The organism is Oscillatoria salina IIICB1, assembly GCF_020144665.1.
Lineage (GTDB): Bacteria > Cyanobacteriota > Cyanobacteriia > Cyanobacteriales > SIO1D9 > IIICB1.
This window is the reverse complement of record NZ_JAAHBQ010000028.1, coordinates 29,182-46,906: the sequence shown is the minus strand read 5'-3', so window position 1 is coordinate 46,906 and position 17,725 is coordinate 29,182. Positions and strand designations below refer to the sequence as shown.

General features: G+C 42.5%; 15 protein-coding genes. 7 read left to right on the top strand and 8 right to left on the bottom strand.

Annotated elements, in window-relative coordinates; genetic code table 11:
* Positions 1 to 147 precede the first annotated feature (147 nt).
* The gene (gene psb35, locus G3T18_RS10305; protein WP_224410465.1) at positions 148 to 360 is read right to left on the bottom strand and encodes a photosystem II assembly protein Psb35; all 213 of its coding nucleotides are present in this window, start codon (positions 358 to 360) and stop codon (positions 148 to 150) included.
* 245 nt (positions 361 to 605) lie between these two features.
* Complete coding sequence (locus tag G3T18_RS10300) at positions 606 to 3,173, bottom strand: transglycosylase domain-containing protein (RefSeq protein WP_224410464.1); 2,568 nt, start codon at positions 3,171 to 3,173, stop codon at positions 606 to 608.
* 223 nt (positions 3,174 to 3,396) lie between these two features.
* Here G3T18_RS10300 and G3T18_RS10295 point away from each other — a divergent pair, with 223 nt between their 5' ends.
* The 5 genes from G3T18_RS10295 (at position 3,397) to G3T18_RS10275 (ending at position 7,074) form a co-directional block, all read left to right on the top strand.
* Positions 3,397 to 5,022 carry a B12-binding domain-containing radical SAM protein gene (locus tag G3T18_RS10295; protein WP_224410463.1) on the top strand — a complete coding sequence of 542 codons (1,626 nt, stop codon included), beginning with the start codon at positions 3,397 to 3,399 and terminating at the stop codon, positions 5,020 to 5,022.
* Between the two features lie 206 nt (positions 5,023 to 5,228).
* Positions 5,229 to 5,417: a CPXCG motif-containing cysteine-rich protein gene (locus tag G3T18_RS10290; protein ID WP_224410462.1), complete on the top strand. Its 189-nt coding sequence runs from the start codon at positions 5,229 to 5,231 to the stop codon at positions 5,415 to 5,417.
* Positions 5,407 to 5,889 (top strand): hypothetical protein, encoded by a 483-nt coding sequence (locus G3T18_RS10285; RefSeq protein WP_224410461.1) that lies wholly within the window; start codon positions 5,407 to 5,409, stop codon positions 5,887 to 5,889. Before G3T18_RS10290 ends, G3T18_RS10285 begins: the two co-directional genes overlap by 11 nt.
* Before the next feature lie 202 nt (positions 5,890 to 6,091).
* Positions 6,092 to 6,544, top strand: coding sequence for an SRPBCC family protein (locus G3T18_RS10280; protein ID WP_224410460.1), 453 nt, complete (start codon positions 6,092 to 6,094; stop codon positions 6,542 to 6,544).
* Between the two features lie 83 nt (positions 6,545 to 6,627).
* Positions 6,628 to 7,074 carry a hypothetical protein gene (locus G3T18_RS10275; protein WP_224410459.1) on the top strand — a complete coding sequence of 149 codons (447 nt, stop codon included), beginning with the start codon at positions 6,628 to 6,630 and terminating at the stop codon, positions 7,072 to 7,074.
* Between the two features lie 47 nt (positions 7,075 to 7,121).
* Here G3T18_RS10275 and G3T18_RS10270 read toward each other — a convergent pair whose 3' ends face one another.
* The 4 genes from G3T18_RS10270 to G3T18_RS10255 all read right to left on the bottom strand — a co-directional run bounded on the left by G3T18_RS10270 (position 7,122) and on the right by G3T18_RS10255 (position 10,639).
* A complete protein-coding gene (locus G3T18_RS10270; protein ID WP_224410458.1) occupies positions 7,122 to 8,021 on the bottom strand; it encodes a ferritin-like domain-containing protein in 900 nt (299 codons plus the stop codon).
* Between the two features lie 68 nt (positions 8,022 to 8,089).
* Positions 8,090 to 8,782, bottom strand: a complete 693-nt coding sequence (locus G3T18_RS10265) for a DUF2834 domain-containing protein (protein ID WP_224410457.1) — start codon at positions 8,780 to 8,782, stop codon at positions 8,090 to 8,092.
* A gap of 226 nt (positions 8,783 to 9,008) precedes the next feature.
* Positions 9,009 to 10,097, bottom strand: a complete 1,089-nt coding sequence (gene hrcA / locus G3T18_RS10260; RefSeq protein WP_224410456.1) for a heat-inducible transcriptional repressor HrcA — start codon at positions 10,095 to 10,097, stop codon at positions 9,009 to 9,011.
* 191 nt (positions 10,098 to 10,288) lie between these two features.
* Positions 10,289 to 10,639 carry a rhodanese-like domain-containing protein gene (locus G3T18_RS10255; protein ID WP_224410455.1) on the bottom strand — a complete coding sequence of 117 codons (351 nt, stop codon included), beginning with the start codon at positions 10,637 to 10,639 and terminating at the stop codon, positions 10,289 to 10,291.
* A gap of 118 nt (positions 10,640 to 10,757) precedes the next feature.
* On the opposite strand from G3T18_RS10255, the gene G3T18_RS10250 reads away from it, so the two are divergent.
* The gene (locus G3T18_RS10250; RefSeq protein ID WP_224410454.1) at positions 10,758 to 12,395 is read left to right on the top strand and encodes a DUF3352 domain-containing protein; all 1,638 of its coding nucleotides are present in this window, start codon (positions 10,758 to 10,760) and stop codon (positions 12,393 to 12,395) included.
* 254 nt (positions 12,396 to 12,649) lie between these two features.
* Positions 12,650 to 13,675: a hypothetical protein gene (locus G3T18_RS10245; protein ID WP_224410453.1), complete on the top strand. Its 1,026-nt coding sequence runs from the start codon at positions 12,650 to 12,652 to the stop codon at positions 13,673 to 13,675.
* A 23-nt stretch (positions 13,676 to 13,698) separates the two neighbouring features.
* Here G3T18_RS10245 and dcm read toward each other — a convergent pair whose 3' ends face one another.
* Together dcm and G3T18_RS10230 are read right to left on the bottom strand one after the other, a co-directional pair.
* Positions 13,699 to 15,261, bottom strand: a complete 1,563-nt coding sequence (dcm, locus tag G3T18_RS25750) for a DNA (cytosine-5-)-methyltransferase (protein ID WP_318013953.1) — start codon at positions 15,259 to 15,261, stop codon at positions 13,699 to 13,701.
* Positions 15,262 to 15,422: 161 nt separating this feature from the next.
* A complete protein-coding gene (locus G3T18_RS10230) occupies positions 15,423 to 17,663 on the bottom strand; it encodes a PBP1A family penicillin-binding protein (protein ID WP_224410452.1) in 2,241 nt (746 codons plus the stop codon).
* Between the last annotated feature and the right edge of the window lie 62 nt (positions 17,664 to 17,725).

Here is a 17,725-nt window from a genome sequence, read left to right as displayed (position 1 = left end):
TTGCTGAAAAAGTAACCTGAAAAATTAGCTCGATACATTGATTATATTTGACAAAAACTAAAATTTTCTGCTATCCCAGTTAAAAATAGAGACGCGAAATCCGCGTCTCACCAAAAAAAGTCTTCTTAAACAGTACAAATTGTCTTATTAAGGTTTACCAACTCCAGGATTTTCCTCTTTATCAACTTTGGGAACAACATCGGGACGCTCTTTATTTTCCCAACCAACCGGGCGCTTGGAATTATACCAGGCGATCGAACCGAGCGTTACTGCCGCGACAAATCCTACTACATAAACAGCCGTAAACGAAATCGGGAAATTTCCAGCAACGGCAGTTCCTTCTGCTAATAATGGATTCATAAGTTATAAACTCCTTAATTTTGGTGCTTCTTTTTTGGTTATCCTACCAAAGATCGGGTAATTCTCCATCAATCCCAGGTTTAATCAGGAGTTTGGGGGATATTGGGGACTAGGGATTGGGGATTGGCGATTGGGGATTGGGGACTGGAAGGGATTGGGGACTGGGTTCAGTTATCAGTTTGTCCTCCCCCTCCTCCTTGTCCTCCCCCTCCTCCTTGTCTCCCCCCTCCTCCTTGTCCTCCTTCTTAGGGAGGCGGTGGTGCTACGGGAGGTTTGGCTTGTTTGTTCAGCACCGGAGCTTGGTTTACAGGTGGTGGCGGTGCTGCGGGAGCGGGTGCTGCTGCCCGTGGTGGGGGTGGTGGGGGCGGTGCGGCTTGGCGTGTTGGTGCTGGCGCACTGCGTCGTACTGGGGCTGGGGCTGGTGCTGGCGCACTGCGTCGTACTGGGGCTGGGGCTGGTGCGCTGCGTCGGGCTGGTGCTTGATAGGTACGCCGTGCGGGGGCTGGCGCGCTGCGTCGGGCTGGTGCGGCTGCGCGACGAGGTGTGTAGCTTCTGCTTGAGCCGGATGAGCTACGACGGGAACTGCTGCCGCTATAGCTACGACGGGATGTAGAGCCAGAACTTCTGGTAGCGGTAACGCGAGGCTGTGGTTTGGGTTTGGGTTTGTAGATGTAGTATTGGTTTTTCGGTTTTAGTGGTTTGGCTTTAATGCTGCCTTCGCGATCGCCTAATTCTTTGGGAATTTCGTCAAATTTTTCTTCGGGTAAGTCTTCGACGACTTCGCTCATGAAGTCTTTCCAAGCGGCTGCGGCGGTGTTACTGCTACCTTTGGTTGGCTTGTTGTCGTCGTTTCCTAGCCAAACTCCTGCGACTAATTGGGGGACGTAACCGACGAACCATAAGTCGCGGGCTTCGTCGGATGTGCCTGTTTTTCCAGCTACAGGGCGGTCTAATTTGGCGGCGCTTCCTGTACCGCTACTGACGACTCCTTGAAGCATCCAATTGGTAATCGCGGCGGATTCGGCATCGATCGCGCGATCGCCTTTGTTCTCGGCTTCGTAAATCGTCTCTCCTTTGCTATTTAGAACCTTCACAATCCCGTTTGCTTTTTGGCGAACACCTTTGTTGGCTAGGGTTCCGTAGGCGTTGGTTAGTTCTAAAAGGTTGACTTCTGACGCGCCAAGTGCTAGTCCGTAAGCGGGTTCGAGTTTCGATTCGATACCCATTTTTTTCGCTACTTCGATTGTCGGTTCCCAACCTACATCGACAAGGGCGCGAACTGCAATTACGTTGATTGATTGAATCAACGCTTCGCGCATCGAAGTCCAGCTATCGCTGTAATACTTGTTATAGTTTTCGGGTTTGTAGTCATCGACGACATATTTGGCATTCATGAAGCCTTGGTTGGGCGAAAATCCTGCGGCGATCGCGGTAGCGTAGACAAAGGTTTTGAATGTCGATCCTGGTTGTCTTTGGGCTTGGGTAACGCGGTTATATTGGTTTTTGCTAAAGTCGCTACCGCCTACCATTGCTTTGATTCCGCCGTTCCGGGGATCGATCGCGACTAAGGCTGCTTGTTCAAAAGCGAGGCTTTCACCATTTTCGGCTAGGGTTTCGGCGATCGCTTTTTCGGCTTGTTTTTGCCAATCATTATTCAGAGTTGTCTCTACCACAACTCCGCCTGCTTGTAAAGCCTCTTCCGGAACAATTTTTTTCAGTTCCTTTTGCACATATTCGGTGAAATAAGGCGCTTGACGTTGTAAACGTTTCGGTTTGCTACGTTTTGTTTCTAAAGGAGACGCGATCGCACTTTCGGCTGCGGCTTGGCTAATTGTACCTTCTTTTGCCATTCGTCGCAACACTTCATCCCGACGCTGTTTCGCCAATTCAGGATTCTCAAACGGCGAAAATTCACTTGGGGCTGGTGCAATTCCTGCTAAGGTTGCAGTTTCGGCTAAAGTTAAGTCATCTACGGACTTACTGAAATAAACCCAAGCTGCATCACCAATTCCATAAGCACCCGAACCTAAATAAATTAAATTCAGATAACGCTCTAAAATCCGCTCTTTTTCGTAATTATTTTCTATCTTTTGGGCGATGCGAATTTCTCTCGCTTTCCGCCACGCTGTGCGTTCTTGGTCGAGATAAATCAGTCTAGCTAATTGTTGGGTAATCGTGCTACCCCCTTCGACAACTTCCCCAGACTTCGTATTCGACAAGCTAGCGCGAATTAAACCACCATAATCTACACCGCCATGTTCTCGGAAGTTACGGTCTTCACTGGCGATAAAAGCATTTTGTACTTGTTCGGGAATTTCGTCAATTGCCAGCTTTTCGTGGGTAACAGGTCCAATTTCTTGCAGAACCGCCCCATCAGCAGATTTAATTGTCAAAGTACCTTCACGAGCATAGGTGAGGACTTCATCGTAAGATTTCGGCACGCTATTTTCAAGCTTCCAGGCTACCACACCCAGAGCGATCGCGCCGCCGCTTACACCTACACCCGCTACTAAACTCAGCCAGAACCAATACCGACGATGTAGCGATCGCGGTTCCCGAAACTGTTTGGCAACTTTTTCGGGTACTGGTACTTTCTGGCAAAATTCTACCAGTTTTGCTGGTAATTTTCGAGCATTATTTTCTTTTTCCGGGTCAATTTCGGCTTCGTCATCTGTTTGGATTCTCGTTGCTGTGGTTTCCTCCACCAGAGGTGAGTTAGAATCCTCACTAGAGACTGTTTCTGGTGTTGCGGATGTTGAGTCATTAGCTTTGTTGGCTTTTTGTCTCAGCATCGGGGGAATAAGATTAAACATTTTTGCTCCTCAGTTCGACCACGACCCACCGCTACTCGCGCTTATGCTTGCTTATTGTATGTCGAGGATCGAGTTTTGCGATCGCTATTTTTCATTTCCTCAAGATTTGGGGACTGGGGACTGGGAAGACCAAGCAAAATTGTGAGATAAACTGATATTATACTGAATGCCCAATCCCTAATCCCCAATTCCCAATCCCTAATCCCCAATTTAAACAGAAACCTTGAGTCTTTTTGCCTCCGAACGTCTTTTATTTACTCCTGCTACCCCCGATGCTGACGCTATTCCCGTTGTCTTTGCTTTTCCCAACGACTACAGCGTCGGCATTACTAGCCTAGGCTACCAGATTGTCTGGGCAACTTTAGCCACGCGATCGGATTTGCAGGTTTCTCGTTTGTTTTGCGATCGCGCCGAATCTTTACCTCGCAATCCTGAACTCCTAGGATTTTCTTTATCATGGGAATTGGATTATGTCAATATCCTCAATCTCCTCGAATCTTTAGAAATTCCCCTCGAAGCTACCTCAAGAAAAGATACCCATCCTCTAGTATTTGGTGGCGGACCTGTTTTAACTGCTAATCCTGAACCTTTTGCCGCCTTTTTTGACATAATTTTACTCGGTGATGGCGAAAATTTACTTGCTAATTTTATTGAAGCTTATAAACAAGTTAGAAAAGCAGATCGTGCCACAAAATTGCGTCATTTAGCCACAATTCCTGGGGTTTATGTCCCCAGTTTATATGAAGTTACTTATCACAGCCTTGATGGTGCAATTAAATCTATTCAACCAGTAGATAGTTCAATTCCCGCACAAGTAGAAAAACAAACCTATCGCGGTAACACTCTTTCCGCATCTACAGTTGTTACGGAAGAGGCAGCTTGGGCTAATATTTACATGGTAGAAGTAGTGCGAAGTTGTCCAGAAATGTGTCGTTTTTGTTTAGCTAGTTATCTAACTTTACCTTTTCGCACTGCTAACTTAGAAAGTTCTTTAATTCCCGCGATTGAAAAAGGAGTTAAAGTTACCAACCGCATTGGTTTATTAGGTGCATCAGTTACCCAACATCCCGAATTTGAAACTTTACTCGACTATCTCAGTCAACCAAAGTACGACGACGTGCGTTTAAGTATCGCTTCGGTACGGACAAATACAGTGACAGAAAAACTAGCTGCAACTTTAAGTAAGCGCGATACTCGTTCGCTGACAATTGCGGTTGAGAGTGGTTCGGCAAGATTGCGACAAATTATAAACAAGAAGTTAGCAAATGACGAAATTGTACAAGCGGCAATCAATGCTAAAGCAGGTGGTTTAAAAGGAATAAAACTTTATGGAATGGTTGGCGTTCCCGGCGAAGAATTAGCCGATATTGAAGAAACTATTTCCATGATGGAAACTATCAAGAAATCTGCCCCAGGTTTGCGTCTCACCTTGGGTTGCAGCACATTCGTTCCCAAATCGCATACGCCTTTTCAGTGGTTTGGCGTCAATTCGCAAGCGAAAAAAAGACTAAAATTATTACAAAAACAACTAGGAAAAAAAGGAATAGAATTTCGCCCAGAAAGTTATAACTGGTCAATAATTCAAGCTTTAATCTCCCGTGGCGATCGCCGCCTCGCTCCTCTGCTACAATTAACTAGAAACTACGGTGATACTGTCGGAAGTTTTAAACGTGCTTTTAAAGAAATGCGCGGACAAATTCCCCACCTCGATTTCTACGTCCACGATAACTGGAAACTCGAGCAAACCTTACCTTGGAATCACATCCAAGCACCTCTACCAGTAGCCACTCTTAAAAAACATTTAGCTGAGGCTGAGACTCATTTTCCCGTCGATCGATCTCGCATCTAACTTGAAAATAATCGGCGCGGCTTATTTTGGCAAATGTAGGCGAATTTGGCAACAATTCCTCTTGAAACTGATGTATTTAAGAAAAATCATTTTCAGGAATTTTCCGCTACCAATCCAAGCTGGAAAAATGGCCCCCTCCTTAGCCACTAACATAGTCAAACTAAGCAAAAAATCACCTCTTTAAAAAATACAAACCACCAGAAAATATGCAAAATACAGCCGAATTTTACTGCGCCTTTTGTGGCGAACTAAATACAACATTTATCGATATTAGTGCCGGAATGCAACAATCATATATTGAGGATTGTCAAGTTTGTTGTCGCCCGAATATACTTTATGTCAGAGTAGATGAAGAAACATTAGATATAGAAATTGATACAGACTATGAAAGCTAATCTACTTGGAAGCTTTAGTCAAGCAGCAAAAGTCAGAAATATCTGTTTAGTATTCCTCAGCATAAGCTTATTTCTTGCTTCAACAATAAATCCCGTGAAAGCCAACCTAAATTCAGCCAAACAAACTGAATCTCAGCAATTTATTCTTGCTAGCGCTAGAAATAATTGTGGTGATGGCTTTGTTTCTTTTTTCGCTGGAGAAACCAAAGATTTTTGGATTAATATTTGTGGCTGGCTTTATCCTCAATTTTATAAAGGAATACGCAAATTAGATGGCGCTGTTGTCAATGTCGAAATTACCGAAGTTGATTTAAGTAATAATGTTTATCAAGCAATTGATGGTAACATTTACTACGTCATCTCAAATACAGCCCAAGGGCGATTTTTAAGTATTACCCAAGGTAATCGCGAACTACTCAAACAACCGCTAATTGATTGGTTTTCTCTTCCCTATTTACAATCATCTAACTGATGGTTAATTCTTGGTTGACAAGTAAGGTATAATTGCTCACCTTACTTGTGAAGTAAAAGAATATCTAAAGCATATTGACGTTGACGATCGCAATGGTTATAACCGAAAAAAGAAGACATAAACGTCACAATTAAGTAGGGTAAATTAGATTTTGCCAAGCCACCCGCTTGTATTTTTAAATCGAATCTAGTAAAATATTTTTATGCTGCATTTTCAATATTCTAGTCTGATTAATGCTCCGGTAGAAATTGTCTGGAATTTCCACGAACGACCGGATATTTTAGATGTTTTAACTCCTCCTTGGCAACCCGTGCAAATTGTGCGTCGAGAGGGAGGGTTAGCTGTGGGTGCAATTAGCGAATTTAAGATTTTTTTAGGAGTAATTCCGGTGCGCTGGTTAGCGCATCATACGGAATGTAAAAAATATCAAATATTTGTTGACGAACAAATTGACGGACCGATGGAGTTTTGGCGACATAAACATCAATTTGTGGCGGAAAATCGGCAAACTCGCTTGACAGATTCGATAGAATATGCAATACCTGGAGGAGAATTAGCCGAATTAATTTTGGGCTGGTGGGTAGAAGCCCGACTGAGAGATATGTTTCGTTATCGCCACGAAGTCACGAAAAAGGAATGCGAAAAGGGTATTTAGCGAGCAGTCAAGAGTAGTCGAGAGTAAAATAGGATGGTTACGCGATTACCTTTTTGACTTTTTAAACCTTTTACCTATTACCGATGAAGTCTCTGTTCAATAGTAAAGCCTTAATTAGCCCATTTCTGATAGGAGCAGCGAGTTTTTGTTACTTCAATTCCTCAGCCGCAGCTTGGGAAGTTGCTCAGTCGGAAGCTAGTTTTTGTCCAAATGCTAATTCCCAAGAGTTATACGTGGCAGAAACACGCGATTACGCCTTGTTTATTTGCTCGGCAGAAAATAATCGCCAATTGCCAAAATATTACATTGGCGCTCCCAAAGATGGTAGCAGACAATTAACTATAACTCTTTCTAATTACGATCGCGAAAATGAGATTTTTGTCGCTAATAACGGCGAATATACTTATACGCTCGACTTTAGCCGACGGCGTTTGATGGTAAGATTTCCTAACGGAAGAGTTCGTACTGACAGATTGGTTAATGCTTGGGGACCGGAAGATTTGGGTAGTCAATCAGCCAGAGAAAATTAACTTTTGGAGACGTAGCAATGCTACGTCTCTACAGGGGTTTTATGTATCTAGGCTTTTGCTTTTTTTTGGCTGTCTTCTATCTTACTCAAACCGTTAAAAAACATGGGGACAAACTTCTCGATAAATGCTTGAGGGTCGCGTTTCCATGCGCGTTCGGCAATGCGAAATCGAGTCATTTGTAATTCGGAATTGAAAAGTGTTTGGGGTAAACGTTCGACAAAATATTGTGTCCGTTCCCACATCGGCATAGTATTAGTAATTTCTACCAAATGATTTAAGCGACGTAATTCTGCCCCTAACATAATATCCATTCCTGACTCATAAGCCGCTTGTTCGATGGCGCTATATTTGAGTTTTGCTTGCTCAACTTTTTGCCGATGTTCGGGGCTTTTTTTGGCGATTTTTGCTAACCAGCGATTTCCCCAACGCACGTGACCTGCTTCTTCAGGAAAAATCTTGGCAATTGTTTCGCGAATTTTAATATTTTCTTCGGTTTGAGGAGCTTGTTTTAAAGCATAAATGTGTGCGGCAAAATATTCACAACCGCGTTTTTCGGTGGCGTTAATTGATGCTAAAGCAGCAATAATTCCATTTTCAAGATGGTTGTTTGATTTGAAGGAATCTTGGTCAATTAATCTTTCAAATTCGTCGATGTAAGACATTCCTGGAGGTGTACCAACATCTGCACCTAAATCGATGAGTAAATCGGTTAACCAATTTGCATGACGGGCTTCGTCTGAGACGTGACGAGATAAGTCTTTGACTAATTCTTTGGGAGTACCGTTTAAGCTTTCGATGACATCGGTTAAGTCTTTACAGCTACGTTGTTCGTTGTAGCGGTAACGATTGAGAGTGATTAAATGAAGTTCGCGATCGCATACTACTTGTTTGAGTATATCGCGTGCAGTCAGTGAATTATTAAACTTTTTTGCGTAAGTAACAGCCATAATTTAAATTGAAAATCACTTTTCCGTAAAGAATTATTTCTTATTATAACTTTACTCCACAAAAAATTTCAATTTGTTAAACTGACTTGACTACTGGGAACTTCTTCTGATTTATTTTCTGATAAATTGGGACGCAAACACAAATAGGCAACTGCACCTAATAAAGGTACGATCGCTACTATTCGCAAAAGAAGACTATTTTCGGTTTCCCGTCGCTGAATATCGTCACCAACCAAAGCGGGAAATAACAAACATAAGAGGCAAAAATCAAGACTCATTATGTGAATAAAGCGACTGGTTTGCCATTGTTGGACAAAATCAGTCCAATCGCCTTTCAGTATACCAAAAGCGAGTAAACTAATTGTCGCGATCGCCAAAAATATTCCATACCAACGGGAGTCTTGCAACTTTATCAACCAATCTTTATTTCCTGGAAATTCAGGATTAATTTCACGTAAAGCTAAATAAGGCAAAATCGCAAAAGCACCGACACCAAATGATAGCAAAACGAACAGCCAAGCTGAGATTTTTTGTCCTCTACCATCGATCAATAATAAGCAAGCGTAGATAGCAGGAAAAACGCCCATTAAATAGAATAAAGCTACAATCGCTGGATTAATTCCTGCTAAATTACCTAGGGACATATTTTTGATTAATTCAAAGGTGTCTGGTTGATTAGGAGGTGCTAGGAAAAAAGCATAACCCAGAAATCCCGCCCATAGCAACCAAAAGCCAATTTTTCTGATTAGTTGATTGTTCATTTGTATTTAGTAGTTGGTGATTGAGTTTATAGTAGTTCAAATTAATTTCCGTAGTGCGACCATCTTGTTCGCTATCAGGGAGCAAGATGCTCCCACTACCAAAATGTCGCTTTTATTGCTAATGACTATAGTTATCAGTTAATCTCCTAATTCCTCCTTGTCCTCCCCCTCTCCCTAGTCCCCAGTCCCCAGTCCCCAGTCCCCAGTCCCCAGTCCCCAGTCCCCTTCAAGCTGCTTGTGTGAGAGCATCAGAAACGTAATCTGCTACAGATTCTACGAGCGCGATCGCATTTTCGTAAAGCATTCTGGTTGGTCCGAGAATGCCGACGCTACCGACGGGAACATCTTTTTGACGATAAACCGAGGAAACGAGGGTGCAGGTGTTGAGGGGTTCGAGAGGGTTTTCTGAACCAATTTTAATACTAACTTTTTTCCCAGGATTATCTCCTTCTGGTAACTCAAAGATTAAGGGTAAAAGTTGGTCTTGTTCTTCTTCAAGTAAGTGAAGTAACATTTGTACTTGTTGTAATTCTGAAAATTCTGGCAAGCGTAAAGCTTCGGCAATTCCGCGCACCATAATTGGTGTGGAATTAGGCAATTGTTGACGGCGGCTTAATTCTTTTTGAACTTTGCGGATCAAATTAGCATAGCGTTCAAATTCTCGTCCTAATTCGCGCCAATCTAAACTCGATAAATCTGTTAGCGATCGCCCTTTAAGTTTGCTGTTCAAAAAGTTAGATAATATCTGTAATTCTCCTTCATTTAGTTCGGGATTTGGTGCGGATTTATTTTCCTCTCCTGGTAATTCGATTAAAATTGATTGGGTTTCGTAGGAGTCGGTAACTAAAATTAGCATTGCTCTGTCGGGAGCAACTTGGACTAATTGCACGTGGCGCACTTGGGTGGTAGAATTTTGGGGCATGGTAATAATCGCAATGTAGCCACTTAATGTTGCTAACATTTGGGCTGCACCGCGCAATAAAATTTCTAAATTACCTGCTTCCCAGTTAAGCTGTTTAGTAAGTAATTTTTCGATGCGTTCTTGGTTGGCTTTGTTGGGAATGAGCAATCGATCGACATACACTCGATATCCGGAATCAGAAGGTATTCTTCCGGCTGATGTATGGGGTTGATAAAGTAATCCTGCTTTTTCTAACCATCCCATTGCATTGCGAATTGTGGCAGAACTAACGCTAAAATCGTATTCGTTAACTAAGGTTTTAGAACCCACTGGCTCGGCAGTGGTGATATAGTGTCTGATAGTTGCCCAGAGAATGCGTAAGTGGCGATCGCTCAAACTTGTTTTTTTAGCCATTGGCAGCAATTTTTAACTTTTTATTAAAATTTTGGATTAAATATTGTTTTTGTGGTAATAAACTTACTGTCACTTTTTCGACAGTAAGGTTAAATTTTGGCGAAAATTAACTAATCTGGCACAGATTAGCTTAATTATTAAAGAGGATAGCAAATCTGACTAAGAATTTTAATCGGAAAAAAGTCAGAAAGCTAGTAACGAGGAATACTGGGATCGACACGCAATGAGTAAGCATCGATACCCCCAAGAATATTTTTAACATTTGTAAAGCCTTGGCTTCGTAGCCAGTGACACATTTGGGCAGAACGATAGCCATGATGACAGATTACCAAGGTTTCCAAGTTGGGGTCAAAGCGAACAGGAATTTGTTCGGACCATTGAGGAAATTCACTGAGAGGAAGTAAAACAAAGCCATCAATGAGCGCGATCGCAGCTTCGGCTGGTTCTCGCACATCGATCAATTGTACAGGGCGATCGTTTTGGGATCTCAAGGTAGCCAATTCTTCAACAGTAATTTCACGAGAGTTTTGAGAGATAGACATAAGCTGAATTTGATAGCTAAGAATGAATTAAGACATCTTCATCGTTCAAATTAGCAAACAACCTGAAATAATAGTATGGGCAGGATAGCCCTGTTTGCTGCTGGTAATGGTTGATTTTATGAAGCTTCGCTCTTTTTTCTTGGCTCTAGCTGCTGGTTGTCTGATACTGCTATCGATTGGTGTTGCTGGCTTAAATTGGATTTTAGCTCAAACTCCTCTAACCTTGTTACAGGGGGAGGGAGCGGCTAACCCAACCGCAACAGTATTTATCCCCAGACAAGCACCAGCAATGATTTCTTTGCTGGTAAACCCAGATCGTTTAGAAGCATTTCGACAATTGCAAGCGCGTCCTTCCCAAAGAGGGCGATCGCATCGCGAATTAAACGAAATTAAAGCTAGTTTACTCGCAAATACGGGACTCAGCTATAGCAAAGATATTCAACCTTGGCTGGGAGACGAAATTACTCTGGCGATTACGAGTTTAGACTACGATCGCAACGCGGAAAATGGCGTACAGCCGGGATATTTGCTGGCTGTCAAGCATCGAGACGCTCAACTAGCTCGTGAGTTTCTGCAATTGTATTACAGTAAGAGCGCGATCGCCGGAACCTCAGATTTAGTTTCTGATGACTACAAAGGAGTTAAACTACTTTATCGTCGTCCTTTAACTACTAGCAAAGAAAGTAATTTAGCTAGTGGCGTTGTCGGTAATTTTGTTTTATTTGCCAATAGTTCCCAAGTCTTGCGCGATGCAATTAATAACGCCCAAGCAAGCAATTTAAACTTAAAAAATGCCACCTTTTACGAACAAGCATTAGACACAATTCCTACACCGCGTATTGGCGTAGCTTTTGCTCATCTTGCTGCTGCTAACGCTTGGTTTGGCAACCAAACAACTCCCAAAGCCGAGTCAGCAGAAACAATTACTTTAGCTATTCAACTAGATCCGCAAGGTTTAGTCGCCCAAACAGCCTTACTCGGAACTACGAATAAACCAGAACAAAAACCCATTCTTTCTCAACCTGTAGCAGCTTTAAAATATCTTCCCGCAAACAGTATTTTAAGTGCTTCGGGAACTGATTTAGAGAAAGTTAACACCGATTTAACTACCGAATTAACTGCGGGAAATTTCGTCGGCGGAATCTTTAAACAAATTCTAGCCAATCTCAACAGTCAATTTCAAATTGATTTATCTCAACAAGTTTTTCCTTGGGTAAACGGCGAATATGCTATTTCCTTGCTTCCTAATAATGACTGGGTATTTGTAGCTGAAAAAAATAATCCAGAAGCCACAGAAACAGGAATTGCTAACTTAGATAAAATTGCTCAGAAACGCGGCTTAAACATCGGTAATTTTAGTTTAGGAGATCGGCAACAAATAACCGCCTGGACTGAACTAAAAGCCGCCCAAAAACAACTTGCTACCGAAGTTAAAGGAGTGCATACAAGCATCGGCAAATACGAAATTATCGCAAACTCCGTGGACGCGATCGCCGCAGCACTCTCCGACAATTCCCTCCTCGCAAACCCCGAATTTCAGGCAAATATCGCCACCTTACCCAAAAACAATAACGGCTATGTATACATAGATTGGGAAAAAAGTCAACCAATTTTTGAAAAACAATTACCATTACTACAAGTAATCGAATTATTCGGTCAACCCTTATTCGAGAACTTACACAGCCTCACCATCACCAGTAGCGGCACAGAAAACGGCATTTCTCGCACCTCCGCCTTCCTAAAACTAGGTAATTAATCAACTGCAAATCACCGTTCGTACGTAGTGAGGACTTTAGTCCTCCATCACCCGTTCGTACGTAGTGAGGACTTTAGTCCTCCATCACCGTTCGTACGTAGTGAGGACTTTAGTCCTCCATCACCAGTAGCGGCACAGAAAACGGCATTTCTCGCGCCTCCGCCTTCCTAAAACTAGGTAATTAATCAACTGCAAATTTATGTAGAGACGTTGCACGCAACGTCTCTACTACAAACTAAATATCTAGTTTAAACATGAAGACTCTCAACTTCACTAAAGAAATAGCTGTAATCGAATTTTCGCTTGATGAATTGCTAATCATAAAAAATTCGTTGTTGGAAGTAGATAAGCAAATTACAGTTAATGACTTTGTTGCACTAATTCCAAAACTTTCTCAAGATGAAGCTGTTCAATTCGCTCATCTTATTGGGAAAATTATTAACTGTTACCCGAAAAGCTATAAATTAACATCAGCCGATGAATTAATTGAGTCAGTCCAATCCGTTGATGAAGGAATTATACTTCAAATCAAATATGAAGCTTTACTAGGTTCTCGTAGCATACTTTGTGCGCTTGTTCATCAAATGGGTGTTGAAATCTCTGATTTTAACTTACAAATTGGATTTGAAAAAGAGCAAATACATTCCCTTATTAATTCACTAAACGAAGATATCTTAGGAAAGATGAGCAAGCTTCGTCCAGAGCATTTTATTTTTGAAAGGTCAAGAGAGATAGAAAGAGAATTAAAATTAAAGCCTCAATATTTATCAGAAAATTGCGTGCAGTTAGAAATAAAGAGAACTAGCGAACTAAATTTTTCTACTTGGAAAATAACCTTTTTGTTGGGTAGCTTAGAAAATAGAAAAAGATGGAGCATAATTCAGATTAGACTTAGCCAAATGTCGGCTCCTTTTAATTATTTATCTAAGTCGAGCTTTGAATACATAGCACACGAGAGGCTAGCTTCCTTAATAGCTTATTTAGAGTTAGTTATTTCAGAAGTAATTGAAGAGGAAGATTTAGAGAAATTTACTCTTATAACCTATCACGCTAATTATGGACTTTTGTTTGAAATTCAAGTTTTGTCAAGATGGATAAAATCTCCTGATGAAGGAAATTTGAAAATCCGTTTCCGCTTCTACTTAAACAGTCAAGAGAATACAGAGGATGAGCAACATATAGAAATCGAAGATACAGCAACGTTAAAGAATGTTTATGCTTTTATTTCATCAGTACGCTCGTTTTTATCTGAACTTCCGACAAAGATCAATTCTGGATAATCTGCGAAAAGTACCAACGGAGATTAAACAATCCCAATTTGATTTACCGTTTCTTCCCACTCAAAAGTGCCAAATTGACGAACTACATTTTTCGCATCAGCAGCAATAGCATACCTGCGAGTTGGGTCATTTGTCGCAGCATTAGGATTAGCAACACTGCGTAATACTAAACCAGAAGGAACTAACAACGCCAAATCTTTACGTCGCACATCGTCATAAGAACCACTGGATAGCGGTTTTCCTAAAGCTTCTAGATAATAAGTATTCCAAAAATTGATAATTTCTCGTGAAGTTAAAGCCCAAGAACCAACTCCTTCCCAATAAGCAGCATCATCCCAATTTGTATTTGGTTTAATATTCGCTACTGCTAGTAAAGCTAATGCTAAACGTAACTTACGTCTTGGTGTTTGCGAATCAACCGGAATACCAACTGCTTTAAGAATTTGTAACGCTTGTTCAATTTTGGGTTCCATGTATCTTTTTTGTTCTAAGCGATTGCTTCCAGAGGGATTTTTCTTAGGTGATTTTTCAGGGTTTTTCAGAGTAAGATTCAGAGATAATTGTACAGGCTGAAAAGAATGAGCTTTTAATCCTTTCTTTCCAGCTTCAAGACAATCTTTAACAGCTACAGCTAAAGCTTTCGCGAGTAAAGGAGGAACTGCATTTCCAATTTGCTGACACTGACTTTGGTGACTACCCTGAAATTCAAACCAATCAGGAAAACTTTGCAAACGAGCGCCCTCTCGCACAGTTAATCTTCGCCTACGTCCATCAGGTAAACGAATACGCAACATATCGCCAGTGGGAGCGCTCAAATTGCGACAAGTTACTGTTCGAGCAGGTGCATTTAAGTGCAAATCTCTTGGTTTCTTACATTGAGAAGCTTGCTCGTATTTTTGAATATATTTATCTTGATTAGGAGTAACAAACTGGGCATCAGGTGGTATCTTAAATGCTAATTCTCCCAACGCTTCTCCCACTGTATAAGGAGATAAATGTGTTTTGGGAAACCAATTCCAGACGGCTTGATGAGCAATACAAAAAAGTCGCTGTCGGCGCTGAGGAACTCCATAATCGGCTGCATTTAAAATCTCCCATTCAACTGTATAACCTAGTTGAGAAAGAGCGGCGACAATTTGCTCGAAATAAGCTTGATTGCGGTAAAGCATTCCGCGTACATTCTCGAACAAAGCAACTTGGGGACGATAGCTTGCAACAGCATCAAGAAAAATCGGAAAACCATCTCGACTATCTAATAAACCAAGTTGATATCCATTTTTACTAAATGGTTGACAGGGAGGTCCCCCAACAATTACTTGAGCATTATCGATTAATTCAGGATGGCGCGTCAGCGTAACTTGATGACATTTTCCTGATAAATTTTTTGTGTAAGTAGCACAAGCATCAGCTAACATTTCATAGCCAACAGTACGAAAGCCAGCAGATTCAAAACCCAAAGCTAATCCTCCGCATCCGGCAAATAAATCAATTACTAAAGGTGCTTGATTGTCTGCTTTTGGTAAGGTTAATTCCTGGTTTAGTAAATCTAGGTAAGGAGATTTAAGAGAGGAAATTGCTGGAGTCATTTATCAGCTTGAGTAAACAATCTTTCAATTTTTGATCCTCTGGTGTCATGGCTCTGCCGTGACACGCACAATTTGCGGCTGGAGCCGCTTGTTAGAGAACGGGAGGCTCTGCCTCCAGGAGTCGTTACTCGGCTGGAGCCAAGTAACGAGGGAAAGATGATTTACCTCACGACTTGACGCATATAATTACCCCACAATTGAGCAGCTTGTCCGCTACTGCCTCTAGTAGGAGAATTATCGTCATTACCTAACCAAATCCCGGAAACCAAATCTCGACTAGGGACATAACCAATAAACCATAAATCAACCGCGCGATCGGTTGTACCAGTTTTTCCGGCTTCGCCAAAACCGATCGCGGCGGCGCTACCAGTACCTCCTTGAATAACTCCTCGTAACATGGCTGTCATGGTTTGGGCGACTCCGGGAGAGATTACTTGTCTTTCTCTTTGAGCATCTTGAGAAAAATCATAAATGACTCGACAGGTTTGGGGTTGGTTGTCGTTTTCGCAGTCGCCACTGTCGAGGATTCTGGTAATTGCGTGGGGACGATTCCAAACACCGTCGTTGGCGAAAGTGGCGTAAGCGCCAGTAATTTCCAGGACGTTAACTTCGCTTTGTCCTAAAATCAAACCGGGTACTGCCTGCAAACGCGAGTCAACTCCTAAGCGTTGCGCCATTTCCACGACTCGGTTTAAGCCCACATCTTGAGCTACTCGCAAAGCAACGGAATTCTCGGATTGAGCTAATCCGCGATACATATCAATACTGCCACTACTACGCTCGCAACCGCGATAACTGCGTCCTTGCCAGGTTAAAGGGGCGCAGGAGTAGGTTTTTCCGGGAGAAATGCCTCTTTCTAAGGCGGCGGCGTAGCCGAAGACTTTAAAAGTAGATCCGGGTTGTCGTTGGGCTTGGGTGGCGCGGTTAAACTGACTTTGGGAGTAGTCTGCACCGCCAGTCATAGCGACAATTTCCCCAGTGTTGGTATCGAGGGTGACAATTGCACCTTGAGAATAGCCGAGACTGGCACCATTCGTGCGAAGCGAGTTACGCAGTGCGGCTTCGGCTTGGGCTTGGGTACTGATATCTAAGCCTGTTTCGACGATAAAGTTACCTTCTGCGGCTAATTCTTCGCCGAGTAAAGTTTGTAATTCCTGGAAAACGTAGCTATAGAAATAAGGCGCGATCGTGCTGCTGAGGGCTTCTCTGGCTTCGGGGCTGACTTCGATGCGCGATCGCCTCGCACGAGATGCTTCTTCACTACTAATCATCCCTAATTGCGCCATCCGTGTAATGACGCGATTCCTTAGCTGAACGGCGGTATCATAGTCCTGGACGGGGTTATAACTATTTGGCGCTGGTAAAATTGCCACTAAGGTTGCAGCTTCGGAAATATCAAGATCGGCGGCGGATTTATCAAAGTAAAATTGTGCCGCGTCTTCAAATCCCGAACTCCCGACACCTAAATACACTCGATTCAAATAGGTTTTTAGCAGTTCGTCTTTGCTATAAAATGTCTCCATTTTCAGCGCGACAACCATTTCCCGCAGTTTACGCTGGGCGGTATTTTCTCGTCCGGTGTAGTCTGCAAACAAGCTTCTCGCTAGCTGTTGGGTAATCGTACTACCACCTTGAGCTATGCCTTGCCGTTGTAAATTAATAATTATTGCCCGTAAAATTCCTAACGGATCGACGCCAAAATGCCAGTAATAGCGGCTATCTTCCGATGCAATCACTGCTTGGCGTAAATAAGGCGAAAAATCACTTAAATTCCTTAATTCCCGGTGAACTTCGTTACGTTGCGGACGTAGAGGCGTTTCCCCATCGCGGGCGACAACTACCACCGGACCTTGGACTCCTCTGGGTAAAGGACGTACTGAGAACTTTGTCCATTCAACGGCGATCGCTAAAGCTGCAATCCCCACTACTCCACCCATACCATAAAGCCCATACCGCAATCCCCGAATTAAAAACGGCGGCGGATTGTAATATTTTACTTCCACTGCTTCGGCTAATTCCGGCGGTCCGAGAGAAAATTTATCGCCGTGACGCAAGCGAATATTTGTTACCCGACGCTTTCCAAAATAAATCCCGTTGGTCGAACCTTCATCTTTCAAGTTAAAATGTCTCGGACTTTTGCGATCGCGTTCGATTGACAAATGAACTTGACTTACCACCGGGTTCCGCACCACAATTTCACAAGACTTAGAACTACGTCCCAATGAATATCGATCTCCTAACAAAGGAAACTCGGCTGACTTACCCGCATCGCTAATCTGAATTTCGGGAACCTTCGCCCCCGGTTTCAGCGCCATTGCGCCCAGATTAGCAATCGTTTGGACTGCTTGGGTAAAAACTTGAGAAATTTGGGTTTGGGGATTACGCGGAGGCTGGTTACTCATTTATCTTCGTTGGTTTGGCAAAAAAACTAAGTCTTAAATACACAAATATTGTAATTTGTCAA

Coding starts and splice junctions, on each gene's coding strand:
- G3T18_RS10255 (WP_224410455.1), bottom strand. CDS start 10,639: ATGTCTATCTCTCAAAACTCTCGTGAAATTACTGTTGAAGAATTGGCT.
- G3T18_RS10265 (WP_224410457.1), bottom strand. CDS start 8,782: ATGAACAATCAACTAATCAGAAAAATTGGCTTTTGGTTGCTATGGGCG.
- G3T18_RS10230 (WP_224410452.1), bottom strand. CDS start 17,663: ATGAGTAACCAGCCTCCGCGTAATCCCCAAACCCAAATTTCTCAAGTT.
- G3T18_RS10275 (WP_224410459.1), top strand. CDS start 6,628: ATGAAGTCTCTGTTCAATAGTAAAGCCTTAATTAGCCCATTTCTGATA.
- G3T18_RS10300 (WP_224410464.1), bottom strand. CDS start 3,173: ATGTTTAATCTTATTCCCCCGATGCTGAGACAAAAAGCCAACAAAGCT.
- G3T18_RS10285 (WP_224410461.1), top strand. CDS start 5,407: ATGAAAGCTAATCTACTTGGAAGCTTTAGTCAAGCAGCAAAAGTCAGA.
- psb35 (WP_224410465.1), bottom strand. CDS start 360: ATGAATCCATTATTAGCAGAAGGAACTGCCGTTGCTGGAAATTTCCCG.
- G3T18_RS10245 (WP_224410453.1), top strand. CDS start 12,650: ATGAAGACTCTCAACTTCACTAAAGAAATAGCTGTAATCGAATTTTCG.
- hrcA (WP_224410456.1), bottom strand. CDS start 10,097: ATGGCTAAAAAAACAAGTTTGAGCGATCGCCACTTACGCATTCTCTGG.
- G3T18_RS10270 (WP_224410458.1), bottom strand. CDS start 8,021: ATGGCTGTTACTTACGCAAAAAAGTTTAATAATTCACTGACTGCACGC.
- G3T18_RS10280 (WP_224410460.1), top strand. CDS start 6,092: ATGCTGCATTTTCAATATTCTAGTCTGATTAATGCTCCGGTAGAAATT.
- dcm (WP_318013953.1), bottom strand. CDS start 15,261: ATGACTCCAGCAATTTCCTCTCTTAAATCTCCTTACCTAGATTTACTA.
- G3T18_RS10290 (WP_224410462.1), top strand. CDS start 5,229: ATGCAAAATACAGCCGAATTTTACTGCGCCTTTTGTGGCGAACTAAAT.
- G3T18_RS10250 (WP_224410454.1), top strand. CDS start 10,758: ATGAAGCTTCGCTCTTTTTTCTTGGCTCTAGCTGCTGGTTGTCTGATA.